The sequence below is a fragment of the Providencia sp. genome (assembly GCF_003533305.1).
Taxonomy (GTDB): domain Bacteria; phylum Pseudomonadota; class Gammaproteobacteria; order Enterobacterales; family Enterobacteriaceae; genus Providencia.
In genome coordinates this window covers 1-15058 of record NZ_DOEH01000027.1, presented here as the reverse complement: position 1 = coordinate 15058, position 15058 = coordinate 1, and the positions used below count along the sequence as shown (strand labels likewise).

Annotated in this window: 15 protein-coding genes; 10 read left to right on the top strand and 5 right to left on the bottom strand. The window is 38.6% G+C overall.

Annotated elements, in window-relative coordinates; translation table 11 throughout:
• Positions 1-79 precede the first annotated feature (79 nt).
• The 8 genes from DD649_RS17325 (at position 80) to DD649_RS17290 (ending at position 9490) form a co-directional block, all read left to right on the top strand.
• Positions 80-871, top strand: coding sequence for an inositol monophosphatase (locus DD649_RS17325; RefSeq protein WP_294109879.1), 792 nt, complete (start codon positions 80-82; stop codon positions 869-871).
• Positions 872-1429: 558 nt separating this feature from the next.
• The gene (locus tag DD649_RS17320; RefSeq protein ID WP_294109877.1) at positions 1430-2782 is read left to right on the top strand and encodes an MFS transporter; all 1353 of its coding nucleotides are present in this window, start codon (positions 1430-1432) and stop codon (positions 2780-2782) included.
• An 80-nt stretch (positions 2783-2862) separates the two neighbouring features.
• Complete coding sequence (locus DD649_RS17315; RefSeq protein WP_294109875.1) at positions 2863-3720, top strand: phosphatidylinositol-specific phospholipase C domain-containing protein; 858 nt, start codon at positions 2863-2865, stop codon at positions 3718-3720.
• A gap of 407 nt (positions 3721-4127) precedes the next feature.
• On the top strand, positions 4128-4232 hold the full coding sequence (locus tag DD649_RS17310) for a hypothetical protein (RefSeq protein WP_294109873.1): 105 nt from the start codon (positions 4128-4130) through the stop codon (positions 4230-4232).
• Complete coding sequence (locus tag DD649_RS17305; protein ID WP_294109870.1) at positions 4217-4600, top strand: VasL domain-containing protein; 384 nt, start codon at positions 4217-4219, stop codon at positions 4598-4600. Before DD649_RS17310 ends, DD649_RS17305 begins: the two co-directional genes overlap by 16 nt.
• A gap of 1087 nt (positions 4601-5687) precedes the next feature.
• Positions 5688-6719 (top strand): methyltransferase, encoded by a 1032-nt coding sequence (locus tag DD649_RS17300; RefSeq protein WP_294109868.1) that lies wholly within the window; start codon positions 5688-5690, stop codon positions 6717-6719.
• Positions 6720-6888: 169 nt separating this feature from the next.
• Positions 6889-7629, top strand: a complete 741-nt coding sequence (locus tag DD649_RS17295; protein WP_336431000.1) for an SDR family oxidoreductase — start codon at positions 6889-6891, stop codon at positions 7627-7629.
• A gap of 202 nt (positions 7630-7831) precedes the next feature.
• Complete coding sequence (locus DD649_RS17290) at positions 7832-9490, top strand: thiamine pyrophosphate-binding protein (RefSeq protein WP_294109866.1); 1659 nt, start codon at positions 7832-7834, stop codon at positions 9488-9490.
• 90 nt (positions 9491-9580) lie between these two features.
• Here the strand turns inward: DD649_RS17290 and DD649_RS17285 are convergent, their stop codons facing one another.
• From DD649_RS17285 to rlmF, 4 genes are all read right to left on the bottom strand, one after another.
• On the bottom strand, positions 9581-10558 hold the full coding sequence (locus DD649_RS17285; protein ID WP_294109863.1) for a Gfo/Idh/MocA family oxidoreductase: 978 nt from the start codon (positions 10556-10558) through the stop codon (positions 9581-9583).
• Positions 10559-10837: 279 nt separating this feature from the next.
• Positions 10838-11002, bottom strand: a complete 165-nt coding sequence (locus DD649_RS17280; protein ID WP_294109861.1) for a hypothetical protein — start codon at positions 11000-11002, stop codon at positions 10838-10840.
• A gap of 271 nt (positions 11003-11273) precedes the next feature.
• Complete coding sequence (locus tag DD649_RS17275) at positions 11274-12191, bottom strand: arginase family protein (protein ID WP_336430999.1); 918 nt, start codon at positions 12189-12191, stop codon at positions 11274-11276.
• Between the two features lie 90 nt (positions 12192-12281).
• Positions 12282-13247, bottom strand: a complete 966-nt coding sequence (gene rlmF / locus DD649_RS17270) for a 23S rRNA (adenine(1618)-N(6))-methyltransferase RlmF (RefSeq protein WP_294109857.1) — start codon at positions 13245-13247, stop codon at positions 12282-12284.
• A gap of 927 nt (positions 13248-14174) precedes the next feature.
• Here rlmF and DD649_RS17265 point away from each other — a divergent pair.
• Together DD649_RS17265 and DD649_RS17260 are read left to right on the top strand one after the other, a co-directional pair.
• Positions 14175-14339, top strand: coding sequence for a hypothetical protein (locus DD649_RS17265; RefSeq protein WP_294109856.1), 165 nt, complete (start codon positions 14175-14177; stop codon positions 14337-14339).
• Between the two features lie 77 nt (positions 14340-14416).
• The gene (locus tag DD649_RS17260) at positions 14417-14854 is read left to right on the top strand and encodes a hypothetical protein (protein WP_294109855.1); all 438 of its coding nucleotides are present in this window, start codon (positions 14417-14419) and stop codon (positions 14852-14854) included.
• Between the two features lie 98 nt (positions 14855-14952).
• On the opposite strand, the gene DD649_RS17255 is transcribed toward DD649_RS17260, so the two are convergent.
• Positions 14953-15058 (bottom strand): PAAR domain-containing protein (locus DD649_RS17255; RefSeq protein ID WP_294110001.1); only part of this gene is annotated, 106 nt, incomplete at its 5' end.

Sequence of the window (15058 nt, the reverse complement as noted above, 5' to 3'; positions counted from 1 at the left end):
CCATAGAACTGATCACAGAATAAACTAATCAATTAGTGTATTTTTTGAAATATTAATTTCATAAATTGAGGTTTTAAACATGGATCAATTGGCAGAACGATACCGTTTAAGTAAAGCTATTGCGAAAGAAGCAGGAAAGTTAGCTGTTGATTTCTATCATAATAGAAAAAAGCTTAACATCGAAAAGAAAAAAGGAGATGGACAAGACCTTGTTACTATTGCAGATAAAACAACAGAAGAGTTTATTCGTAAACAAATTAATCACTATTACCCTCAAGATACAATTTTTGGTGAAGAATCAGGACTCACCGTAGGTCAGTCTAAATCAACATGGGTTATTGACCCAATAGATGGTACAAGCGCATTTATTTTTGGGCTACCTTCTTGGTGCATATCTATCGCATTGATAGATGAGCAACAAAATACTCAAATTGCCGTTATCTACGATCCCATTCATGATGAATTGTTTCATGCCCTTCGAGGCCATGGTGCTTATCTCAATGAAGACAAAATTTTTGTGAATCAAGTGAATTCACTCAATGAAGGATTGCTCGGTGTTGGCATTTCAACCCGACTTTCTCCAGATAAAATTATCCCATTTTTAGATAATTTATTACATGCGGGTGGAATGTTTGTTCGCAATGGCTCTGCCGCCTTAATGCTAGCCTACGTGGCTGCGGGAAAATTAATCGGTTATTACGAGCCACATTTAAATTCGTGGGATTGCCTTGCCGGGCTACTACTGATCCAAGAAGCAGGTGGTGTCACCAACAATTTTAAAAGTGATCCTAATTTTCTGCTAAATGGAAACTATGTACTTACTTCAAGCAGCGAGATTTACGATACATTAGCCTCTTTTCTTATGAAATAACCCCAACCTAATCTACCGCTATTAGGCGGTAGATTAACTCCTCTTTTAAGCATCACAAACTAAGTTTTCTTAGCACTCATTTCTAATTTTGAGAGCTAGAGCTCACTCTTATTAATAAGAATTTATTTTCTATATCTAATTGATATACACCATCAATAAAACCCGTGTAAGTAGTATTACTACGATAGAAAACCCAACAATAAAATCGATAAAAAAATCATAATGCAATGATATATAATGAATTATTAAAAATTCACGTTGTAATTTTTCCTTGTAACCTTCAATGTTAACAATATGTGAAAACGCTCACGGAATATATTTTTTACAATGTGTATTTTTAGAATGTATAGTTCATGATGAGAGTGAAAAATTTTGACCTCTAAAATAAATTAATAGTAACTCTTTTTGCTTTCAAGATGAGCTTATGACATTTAAAAACTAACAGCATAATTGAATAACCTAACCATAAATAATTTTTAAAATACTTTAATTTTAATCACCAAAAAGCTCTGACTTATAACCACGTATTATCTATATAATTATAACGGAAGATAGAATATGACTAATTTAATGCGTAAATTTGGGTTCTCAACCCATACTGTAATTCAACTCTTATTTATTACTGCCAATGCGCAATTATTATATGCATTTTGGGATCTCAGAAATTCACTTCCCCTCGGGTTTCCTGTTGCAATGGGGATCTCCGATGCACAAGCGGGACAATTATATTCAATGCAAGGCCTAGTGATTCTACTTGGTACTGTCGGATTAGGGTGGATTGGAGACCGTTTTAAAGTACGTAACATTATGTTTTTTACTACCTTAGGCGTCGGATTTATTTCTTTATTTATTGCACTAAACTCGCCAGGTCTAAGTATGGGTACCTTATTGCTGTGCTTCTTCTTCATGTTACTGTTAAGTGAAGTATTATTTAAACCTGCAAACTTTAAAGCCGTCAGTCTTTCGACAACTAAAGAACACCAAGGTGTTGCATTTGGTATGTTTGAGTTTGGTCGAGGCTTACTTGCATTTTTATTGAGTTTAGTATGGGCCGCGATGGTTTATTACGAAGCGGATAGCCGAACGATGATGGTAACAGCTTCCATTATTGTATTGGCTACAGCAATCTTAATTTTTCTTGCTGTTTCTAAAGATGCCAAAGTAGGTGATGACTCAGAAAGCGCGGCTTCTGTAAAAGAAGCGGTATCTGGTATTTTTAAAGTGATTAAACTTCCCGTTGTCTGGATCACTGGCTTAAACGTTTTTTGTATCTATGGCACATTCGTGGCGGCTGGCACCTACTTTGCTCGATTCCTTCAAGCCGGTTACGGTACTTCAGCAACCGTTGCCGCCATGTTCGCCTCTGTAGTTATCGCATTACGCATGCTTCCATTGCTATCAACACTACTCGTGACATTAGCATTTAAATCAACTGCTCATTTCATGCGTTTTATGTCCTTTTTGCTCGCCATCTTATTATTAACAATAAGTATTCTGTTCTATATGAACCCAACTGCTGTTTCTGACTTCCTGCCAGGACAAGTTCCTGAAGATGTCGTCACACCAACAGTTCGTAATACCATTATGATCCTCATGCTATGTGCATCTGCATGTTGCTTTATGATCCGCGGTGTTTATTACGCACCTATTGGCGAGTCAAATATCGACAAAAAAAATGCCTCTGCGGCAATGTCACTCGCTATCACTATTGGCTACCTTCCCGCGCTTTTAGCACCGCTAATTCTAGGTAAAATCATTTATAGCCCACAACTAAATGAACAAGGTAAAATTATTCGAGAAGTATTAACACCAACTGATATTATTGGTAGTGTATTCATAGGATTATCAATACTAACTATGATTGCCGCACTATTATCTTGGAAGTTAATTAAAATGAAAAAAGAAATATAATCAACTTGATACATCATCAATTCCCTAAAAGTATTACTTTTGGGGAATTCATTATAAAAATTAGATTTAGAGCGTATCTTATGGTGAATAATAAATTATCTTGTTGGCTAAAATATATTAGCAATAGCACCTCAATCACTGAGCTTAGTATTCCTGGTAGTCACGATGCAATGACAGCGTTGTGTGACAACCCTCACTACAAAACACAATATTTATCACTTGATGAGCAACTCAATATTGGCGTTCGTTTCTTTGATTTACGAATAACGCGTAACTTAGTTGCAGCACATCGAAAATGGATTAGTGATATTGAAGCAAAGACGATTTTTGACCAATTACGTCAATTTTTAATTCAATTTCCCTCGGAATTTATTATTGTTCGCCTACAAAATGCGAATGAAAAAAAAGATGATTTTGAACAATATAAACTCGCCATCCAAACATTTATTACTGGCTATCTCGACGATATTTATACCCCAAAATTAAATCCTGATAAAAATATGCCTAGCTATGATTGGCCAACTATTGGCGAAGTAAGAGGTAAAATTATCGTGATCGAATGTGCTCCTACCTCTTTAAAAGTTTCCTCACTAAATAACCAAAACTGGGCATATAATTGGCATGAAAATGAAAATATTGTGCTGCAAGATAATTGGAACGGCCCTGATATAGATGAAAAACTTAAAGATATTAAAACATTACTAAACCCATTACTAAATTACGATAATAAGTTAATACTCAATCATATTAGTGCGACAAATGGTAACTTAGCAGATCCAATTGCTTATGCTGAAATTATCAATCCAATTATTGCCAATAAACTCAAAAAAATGGAAAGAAGTTCAGGAAAAGGTGTTCTTATTTATGATTTTATTGATGATGAATTAGCGATTAATACGATTAAAGTTAATGTGTTTAACAATGTGTATATAGCTTAATTTTTCACCAAAAATATTTAATACCACAACCCAATTGATACATCAAAAAATGAAAATAGTACTATTTTCTCTCTCCCTAAAAGAATTTGATAATGACTCTTAGGGAGAGCTTATTTTTAATAGCCACCATATTTAGTTAATACCATTTTCAGCCACACGTACAAAAGCTTGCCCCGATGGTAATAGCTGACAAAATCCCATAATTAATTCAAACTCAGCCGCAGAGCCGTTTATTTTACAATAACTTATTTTTTCTTCACAAAAACGACTCATACTTAAAAAAAGAAGAACTGAATAAACGTTTTCACCCCGCTCGCCCAGATATTGATTGGGCTAGAGCACATGGATTATGACTTTCGATATTTAATCAAAACGGTGCAGATCTTCAAACAACCGCTTGGTTTATATTGATCCGCCAACACCAAGCGGGAATTGATGGGCTAAATGAAGGACTATCATTACTGCATGCTTTACTTAATCAACATTGGCAAACAATATGGTCAATTATCTAGAGCAACAATATGGCGATCATGCTGACGTCAGTACTTTTACTGAAAAATGGCAACAAAATATACAAACTAATGCATTTGCTGAAAATCGGCTTAATCAATGGTCAGAAGGTATGGAGCAGTTGAATAAACTAAGTGTGCGATTAGACAGCCTTGATGGTAAACCCCGCAGCTACATTACTGGCTCTGAATTAAAAACAATCATTTTCAATGCACGACAACATTTTAATCAAGGTTTACCATTAGAAGAGGAATTACGACGTTTAGAAACACAAAAAGCACAAGGGACCGTTGCAGAGTCTGAATATCAACGTATTGACAATCACTTTAAGCAACTTCTTAATCGCTATGCCTTAATGCGCCAAAATTAGTAACAGTTATTCTCAATATATCTCAGTACTAAATATTTATTGTATAGCTATTACCAATAATAAAAAAATAATACTGAGGTCTCATTATCTATATAGATTTTTGATATCATTGAATTTGAAAGCTGTAGAAGAATACTAAATTAAATCGTTTTTTAATCTAATATTCTTCTACATATTCGTTTTGATAACAAAACAGCCTATTCTTATACAGCTATTACCTCACAATAAGAATTAATTTAGCCAACGCTCCCTCCTCTAATAACGTACTTATTGAAGCATTCCTAAATATCAATTCCATACAAATTAAACCATCAACACTACTATTCTAAATTCTAAATTCTATTTTCTAATCTTTAAATTTACCCCACTTAATAAAAACCTCAATAAATTATAATTCATGTAAATATAAACCAAGATTATCATCACCCAATAAATTAATTTTAAAATGATCAAAAAATTCAGTGTTAATATTTTATATTCCAGTAAGTTTAAATCTAATTTCATTGTAAACTTATAACTAAATAATATTATTTCTATGGAAACAATATCATTGTAGACACCCCCCCCTAAACCACCTCGATCAGCCAACCCAATCATTACATTAAAATCAATTATTTACGATTGATTTTATTTATTTTAAAATTATTAACTAAAAAATAATTAAAAATAATTTAATATCATTTTTCCTTTTTATTTAAATAGTTAGCAAGTAAAAACACTTACTCCATGATAACTCCACCTTGACTTTATAATAAAAAACACCAGAATTGAATTCATATGAAATATAATAATACTTATTTAATTTTATATCATATTATACTTATCAGCATTTATTAATACTGCAATTATTTTTGATGCATTAATTTCATGGAGATATTAAACCCTCAAATTTAACCATATTCACACATAAATAATTTTATATTTAAAATATATAACTATAAGTGAGTACATCTACACAATATATACTTAACAATAAGTTACGTATTATTGATAACCAAATTACGGCCATTAATACAGCGAAAAATTAATCTAATTATTTTACTACTAAATGTGTTTTCCATAAATAATTCAACGAGGAACTAATATCATGGTAAATAATAGTATTGATATATCTAAAAATGATGCAGCGGCAGTCTATGTATTAGAGCAAGCGATGGGGTTTACTTTTCAAGCTTCGCTACGCGCGGCAGCAGTATTAGGTATAGCCGATTACCTTAAAGATGGAGAAAAAACAGTAGATTACCTCGCAAAAGAAGTGAATGTGGATAGTAAAAAATTATTTCGTATCATGAGAATGTTAGCCTCTAAAAGGATCTTTAAAGAAACTAGTGATAACAAATTTGCATTAACACCAGAGGCTGAGTTTCTTCGTTCAGATGCACCTCAATCTTTACGCTCCGCAATATTAATGCTCACCGATGAGACCTTTTGGTCCCCATTAGGGGATCTTGTCGATAGTCTACGTAGCGAATCTTCTTTTAAAAATTTATACGGCATGTCGTTCTATGAATATTGGTCGAAAAAAGAAAATCAAAGAGATGGATATGACTTTCATACTGGCATGTCCTCCATGTCTGCGGTAGAAAATTATTTTTTAGTCCAAGCCTACGATTTCCCAAAAAATGCAACAGTAGTCGATATTGCAGGTGGTATGGGAGGATTGCTATTAAATGTACTTCGTAATAACCCAACTTTACAGGGTATTTTATTTGATCAACCCGAGATATTAACCCGAAACCGTCTTAAAGAATTAGGTGATGACTCGCGCTGGAAAACACAACCCGGTAGCTTCTTTGAGTCTTGCCCTACCGCAGATATTTATCTATTGAAATACATCACGATGGATTGGCCCGAAGAGCAAGCCAGAGCCATATTACGCTGCTGCCGAAACGCTATGCATGAAAACTCCAAATTACTCATCATGGAGCCCGTTATACCAAAAGGAAATACTTGGCATGGCGGTAACGAAATCGATCTGTTGCTATTAGCTAGTTTTGACGGCGGACAAACACGCAGTGAAGATGAGCTCAAAGTTTTGTTAAAGAGTGCGGGATTGAAATTGAATCGCATCATTAATACAGGCTGCTACGTCTCCATTGTTGAAGCCGTTATTGATTAAGTAAATATTAACCAGCCTATATATCAACTGGCTAGTGTGAATTCTGGCGTTGACAATCAATGGCATCGCCAGCCTCTTACTTAAAATAAGCGAAAAAATTCACTCTAAATTTATCATGTTGATTAAATTGAAAAATAATTCAATTTCGCTAAATTAACAGGAAAAAACAATGGGACAGATTTCAGGTAAAATCATCATTATTACCGGCGCTAGTAGTGGGCTAGGTGCTGCAACAGCACGCTATCTTGCCACTCTCGGAGCAACCCTAGTACTTGCGGCTCGTCGTAAAGAACATCTTGATATACTCGCGAAAGACTGTATCGCCGCTGGCGGCAAAGCCCTCGTCGTACAAACTGATGTTACTCAACATACTGATGTGAAAAATATGGTCAATCAAACTCTCACTCAGTTTGGTCGAATCGATGTGTTAATTAACAATGCAGGATTGATGGCGATAGCTCCCATGCACAAAGCAAAAGTTGATGAGTGGGAACGAATGATTGATGTCAATGTAAAAGGACTGCTATACGGTATCGCTGAAGTACTACCGGTATTTGAAAAGCAAAATGAAGGCCATTTTATTAATATTTCTTCGGTAGCTGGCGTCAAAGTTTTCAGTCCCGGCGGTACAGTTTATAGCGGAACAAAATATGCTGTACGGGCAATATCAGAAGGGTTACGCCATGAGGTTGGTGGAAAAATTAGAACGACAACAATTTGCCCAGGTGTCGTCGACTCAGAATTAAAATTCGGCAGCTCAGACCCCGAAAGCGCATCATTTTTACAAGAATTTTATAAACAAGCTATCCCTGCAGATTCAGTTGCACGCGCTATTGCTTATGCGCTTGAACAACCACCCAATGTCGATATCAATGAAATCGTCTTACGCCCTACGCAACAAGATTTTTGACCAGCGTTTTCTGTGATGCGCCAAAATTTCTTCTCACATTCTTATTCTCACCATGCTTTTCGGATCTTTAGCCATGCCTATCTCTCTAAATTTAATATCCGAGTAATTGTGAGTATTTAAAAATATTGGCCGCCGCAAAGATCACATCAATCACGTTCTTGTTCAATGTTAAGCAATTCACGTTTATTGACAGGTTATGATCATGAGCAAAAATTATGCAGTAGCAGATTACCTTCTCGATCGTTTGGCTGAAATTGGCATTCATCATTTCTTTGGCGTACCGGGAGATTACAATCTACAGTTTCTCGATCATGTTATTGACCACCCCAAAATAACTTGGGTTGGCTGTGCTAACGAACTCAATGCAGCCTATGCTGCGGATGGTTATGCACGCTGCAAACCAGCAGCAGCGCTACTTACCACCTTTGGTGTCGGGGAATTAAGCGCTATAAATGGCATAGCCGGCTCCTATGCTGAATATCTCCCTATCATTCATATTGTTGGCGCACCTGCACTACGCGCTCAGCGGGTAGGCTGTTTATTACATCATTCGTTAGGAGATGGGGATTTCGGCCATTTTACCCGTATGGCACAAGAGGTCACTGTAGCCCAAGCTTGTCTTACTTTTGATAATGCCGCGACAGAAATTGATCGTCTCCTCACGATTGCATTAACGGAGCATCGCCCTGTACACCTAGTTCTTCCTTGTGATGTTGCCGAAATGCCTTTGATCTCCAAACCTGCACCAATGAAGTTACCTCAAATCAATTTATCAAAAAAATCACTGGAAAACTTTATCAATGCAGCGCGTGAAAAATTACAATCAGCACATAAAGTCTCACTACTTGCGGGTTTTCTCGTCGAACGCTTTAACGCTAACGAAGTACTAGATCAGTGGATGAAAGAAGTTCCAATTCCCCATTCTACTTTGCTATTTGGTAAAGGTGCAGTCGATGAAACTCGAGCCAGTTTTACCGGAACATACATCGGTGCGGCTAGCGAACCACAAGTGAAACGATGGATAGAAGATACCGACGTTATAATCAATGTCGGTGTGCTGTTCATTGATACCGCTACAGCGGGATTTAGCCATCAATTACCCGAAAATGGATGCATCAATATCCACCCCCATGAAGCAAGAATTGGGCAACAGGTCTTTACTCAGATCCCAATGCAAGAAGCCATTAAAGCACTCCACCAGCTGAGCTTATCTCTAATAAAACAGTGGCAATTACCCACTATTAATCGCCCAAAACAAGCAAATATTAATGGAAGTAAGCTCACTCAACGCCTTTTCTGGCATCAAATTCAGGATTTCTTACGTCCAGATGATATTGTGATTGTCGAGCAAGGAACGTCTTGTTTTGGTGCCGCGACACTCACTTTGCCGCAAGGTTGTAAATTTATCGTTCAATCCTTGTGGGCTTCAATTGGTTTTTCCTTAGCCGCTACATTTGGCGCTCAAACAGCAGAGCCTGATCGCCGAGTTATCCTTTTAGTCGGTGATGGTGCGGCACAATTTTCAGTTCAAGAATTGGGAACAATGCTACGTGACGGACTAAAACCAATCATATTTTTATTAAATAATGAGGGGTATACCGTTGAACGTGCAATTCATGGCCCTGAGCAACGTTACAATGATATTACCTTGTGGAATTGGACATTATTATTACAAGCTTTAGCGAATGAAAATCCGGCACTGATAAGAAAGGTGACTGAGTCAGAACAGTTACAACAAGTGTTGAAAGAAGCCGAAAATTGCAATCAACTTGCCTTTATCGAAGTCATATTGCCAAAGATGGATATACCTGAATTACTAAACTCTATCTCAAGAGCACTTCAAAAAAGTAACGCGGCTTAATAAGCTAAAGTCCTTAAATAGATTGCGACGGTTAAAAAGTCGCAATCATCAAAGTCTTTCAAATTACTATATTATTTCAAACTAACATCATTATTCAAAAGATATACCGACATCGTTTCTCGATTTATTGAGTACTTTTGATACCGCTATCGCCAGATCAAGATGTTCATGGCATATTGCAAATTCTTTAGATGCAATTTGATCACGAAAGAATGCAAACTCAAATATCATATGGTTTGTTGATGCATCTTGAGACATCGAAGTTACTTTGCCTTCGATATTCGCTTCAACTGATTGGCAAATACTTGGAGCACCCTCAATGCGAATATAACCGTTAGTGCCCTGAATAATAAAATAACCAGGACTTCCTGAATCTTTTGCGCCTGTACAAACTGCAATTGTCTTATCAAAATGTAATGTTAAAATTCCCGAGGTATCTATGCCGTTATGTCCTTTATTACAAATATAACGACTTTCATCAGGCACTCCCATAAGAGCAAGCAACACATAAATATTATAAAGATTAATATCATACAAAGCTCCACCCGCTTGTTGTGGGTCAAAAGCCGCATGAACGTTACCAAGTAAATAATCATCATACCGGCTTGAATACTGCGAGTAATTACCCTGAATTATCTTTATATCCCCTATTTTACTGATATTTTGCTTAATGAAATTAAATCCAGGAGTATGAATAGCGGTGATCGCTTCAAATAAATACAAGCCTCTTTCATGAGACAGTAAAACTAATTCTTGCAATTGTTCCCATTCAGGTGTGAAAGGCTTTTCACAAATAACATGTTTATCAGCCATTAACGCTTTATGCGTATAACTATAATGCAAGTGATTTGGCAAACCGATATACACTACATCTATTTGTGTATCTTGCAGTAATTTGTCGTAATCGGTATAGAGCTTATTAATTCCAAACTGCTGGCAAATTGATTCGCCCTTTTCAATACTCGATGCACGCACACATAACGCAACAACATCAATCCCTTGTACATGCATTAATGCATCAAGAGCTGACATGATTATTTTTCCTGAACCAATAAGCGCAATTTTCATTTATTTATCCATTAGTAAGGTTAGCGATGACTAATATAACGAATAAAACACAAAGATGTCATTCTTATCCCCAACCTCTCGAAGCACTCGAGTCAGAAGGTTCCAATCTGGTTTACTACGCTTACTAGCTGATATGATAGCGGTACAAGCTGATTTCTAGCCGTTAGACTACGAAAATTGAACTCATCACCCCGAGCAGTATATTGCAGCAATCCACACAGGGTTAAATCTTAACTATGAACCAATGAAATATTGGGTTAATGAAGCCTCGAAAGCGAACTAGATAGCCAGTTTCAAGTACCCGAATTTCTCACGCTTAGATTTCATCTCTTCTTCAAGACGACGAGATTCCTGCCCTGTTTCAATCGCCGTAGAGGTTATCACCGCACGAATGAGTTGAGTACGAGTGGGTTTTGTTGCTTGAGTTAATTCACTCTTGTTCATAGTAACCTCGCTTCAAAGTGACGATAGTGCATTTTTTATCGTTAATTTATATGGCAATACAGCTCACATCGTACAAGCTAAATATATTTATATCTCCAAGCTCTAAGGAAATTAAGTATTTGAATTAACCGAGCTGAATACCAATAAACAAGATTCTGTCACTCAACCAAATAGAGATTGCGCACCTAATTCGGAACTTTTTCAAAAAAATATAACTTTAGTCTGCTTTGAGCGAGGAGCAGAAGTCATTGCCGTAATAACTGTAAGGGGATCAGATATCGTGAGTTATGTTTCTGAGCATGCCCAAAACGAGCTTTGCTGCGGCCCCTTCATGATCTAAATCAGGATCATAGATGGTCACAGTGATCCCACAGCAGCGCATATTCATAAAAAGTTCACGACAGAGATTAACAAGTTTTTTGGAAGAAAAGCCGGGGGTGCCGGGACAATCAACTGCCGACATTTCAGCGCTATCCAGTACATCCACATCGAGATGAATCCAGTATGGTATTTCAGGAAAGAGATTAAGCCGCCCATATATCGTATCCATGAGTTGGTTATCCGATAGTTCAAGCGCATCAAAAACAGTTATACTCAGGATATCAGTGTCCGCTATATCCGGCCATTCATAATCTTCAAGGCGCGACTCTCGCTCTCCCAGTTGAATGACCGCATTATCCTGAACTAGAGGTCCTTCTATTCCAGGCCACACAGTCAGCAATGATTCTCCCCGTCCGGTGACAAGCGCCAGATCCATTCCGGCTGCCGCGCCGGGTTGGGCTCCAGGCTCCCGCGTCCAGTTTCCGGGATGACGAAAATCGCTGTGGCCGTCAATATGTACAAGTGCAAGTTTCCCTAAATTACGCCTACTGCCGAGCAAGGCTCCGGGCAGTATGGCGCAATCGCCTCCGATCACAACAGGCTTTAAATTACGACGATGGGCCGCCTCTACTTCGTCAGCCAGCTGCAGGTTAAGCTTTCTGAGCTTGTGACCGTTCAGAATATCTGTCCCAGGCTCATCTTCAGGGCTGTATTCTGGGCATGGAACAGTAACGAACTCACAATGGGAGAAAATTTTATCGAGCCCATACTGCATGAGAACCGATGGCGCGCGGAAAGTCCCTGGGGTGTGCCCTTTATAAAGAGGATTAAGGCCAAGATTAGACGGGACAAGAATTATTTTTTTCATCATTATCCTGCTGTTGGTAGCATTATCCTGCTGTTGGTAGGTTGATGCGAAGTTTTATTGGTGCCAGTTAAATAACCGGCACCGGGAGAATTAACGCCAGCGTTCTGTCGCCCAGGCGACCTGCTGTTGTGCGTCGTGGAAAGTCCAGGCCACGAAGCGACTGATTTTTTGCCCCTGCGCCATTTCAATGGTACGGACTTCGGCCGCACCCACCTGCTTCAACGCGTGATAAATCGAAGGCAAGGTAGTGTTTTTAGAAATCAACGAGGTGAACCACAGGCAGTTTTGCGCCAGGCTAACGCTCTCCTCTACCATTTTACGCACAAAGGCTTCTTCACCGCCTTCACACCATAGCTCTTTATTTTTGCCGCCAAAGTTCTGTACCGGCTTGTCGGCTACCTCGCCTTTACCCAGCTTGTGCAGTTTGCGGCGGGTGCTGGCTTGCGCTTCCTGTTCAGAGCTGTGAAACGGTGGATTACACAGTGTGGCATCAAATTTCTCCGCCACGCCGATGATGCCGTTCAAAATAAATTCGGGTTGTTTTTGTAAACGCAGGCGCACGCCGTTTCTCAGTGTCGGATTCATCTCCACGATCATTTTGGCCGTATTGAGCGATACCGGATCAATCTCCGAACCAGTAAAACGCCAGCCGTATTCACACAGGCCAATAATCGGATAAATACAGTTGGCGCCAACACCCACATCAAGGATCGCCACGCCTTTACCGCGAGGGAACTCACCGCCGTTACTGGTCGCCAGCAGGTCGGCCAGATGGTGTAAATAGTCGGCACGCCCGGGGATCGGCGGGCACAGATAATCGGCGGGAATGTCCCAGTGTTCGATGCCATAAAAATGTTGCAGCAACGCACGGTTGAGCATTTTAACCGCCGCAGGATCGGCAAAATCTACCGAGATGTCGCCCCAAGCGTTCGGCTTGACGAACGGCTCCAGTGCAGGGCAACTGGCGATCAGCGCCGGGAAATCATAGCGTGAGCGATGACGGTTACGCGGGTGCAAGCCGCTTTTCTGCTGCAGGAAGGTTTTCTTTTTTTCCACCGTGAAGGGCTCTCTTAAAGGTATTTCTGACGCGTACGATACCATATACCCTATAGCTTTCAAGTTGCAGCTAACAGCTCGGGATGAAACTGTATTAAGCCTGCATTCAGAGTTTACCTGCTCTTTATACCCAACGTCATTCAAGATGCAGGAAGGCGGCAAGGGAAGATAGACAGGGAACATACATCAGTATGTGACCCGGCTGGCTGAGTGCTTGAATGAATAAGGATATATACCGTCCGTTTTAAGCAATAAACTGCCTAGATGTAAGATTCAATAAGCTGATTTGACCAAATTGAATACATTAACGCCAAACATGGAACAACTAACACAAAATGTAAATCGTCCAACTAATAATATCTGCACATAATTGGATTATATTCCATTATTAAAGTGTCCTGTTTGATTAAAGCAGAAGGTCAGAACATATCGATTTAGTGATACAAAAGTATCCTTGTAGCACATAACTAGCCCATGTTTAAACAACATCCGCTATTGGCACCGAACCGCCCTCAAAATTAAGTATAGTTCCATGCTCTAGTAATATATAAGCTAATGCCAATAAATTATTTTCATAGCTGCTATTTACTAACAGCTATGCTTCAATACTATGTCCAAATACGGGTGCTGCCAATCACCATCATTTGGGTAGAAGAAATCGAAATTGAAGGTGGAACAGCTAATATATTGAAATCCGCCTCCCCCTTTGAGTACCTTGTTGAACTACATAATAACGAGATTTATCAAGATACATAACGCAACAACGCCAGCTCTTACCGTTTTCTTGCCACACTCCGCCCTGAAACCCCACTAGATATATTACGGCAGCATGGACGGATTAGTTATCAACCTTGCTGGAAGCTTCCCCGTATAGCACAGGAAGAATGGCACGGTTTATGGGTACCAAATGAAGCAGGATGGGAAAGCTTGAGTGAGGAAAATATTCATCAACCGAGAGGAATTGGTGAGTGGCCTGATTTACCCCATAAAAGCATGAAACCGTTGGTGCATGGGCTGCAAGAGGATGGTGGGAATTATTTGCGGTATTTGATTTATTGGAAAAGCCAATTTGAACATCCATTACCCACATAATGTCGTAGGCACCAATCATTCACCACCTTGTATAAGGTGTAAATCCCCCACTTTTTATATTTAATGAGGAAAATGATATGAGTTTCTCTAGGATCAAAGCTGTCTATATCGATAGCTCAGCTCAAACCAATGACATGCTTGTTTTTGATGCACTCTTAAAACAAGATAACTTCATAGCTAAAATGGAAATTTTTGGGTATATGGCTAACGACAATGGTAAATGGCCTTTTTATATGAAATATGAAGAAAACAAAGGCTACATATATTGGGGCACAGATACAGATTCAAGCATACTTGAGATCTCAACGATAAATGTTAATATTTTTAATAAACAAATCCGCATTGGAGAATATATTACATATTCAGAAATCTGTGATAATAGGCAAATAGAATATACTTACCAAATTCACGAAATTGGAACGACTATAGCCAGAATTAAATCTCTGAGGGTTGTATTCACAGTCCCTTGTGGCGATATATCCCGCAGTTGCATTTTTGGCGCTGATACCCTGTAGCTTGCGGCAGGGTTATTCATTGTATCAAAAATTCAGTATCACGGCAGCAATGGCCTAAAAAGAGAGGCTAGAGTGACACATTAAAAATAAATCTACATTTAACCCACAGCAACAAGTACACAGCCACCTGAACATCCACAAGCGACTTTATGACCTTCTAACGCAACAGGGATACCATTAATTTTCATTAAGCTATCCCCCTCA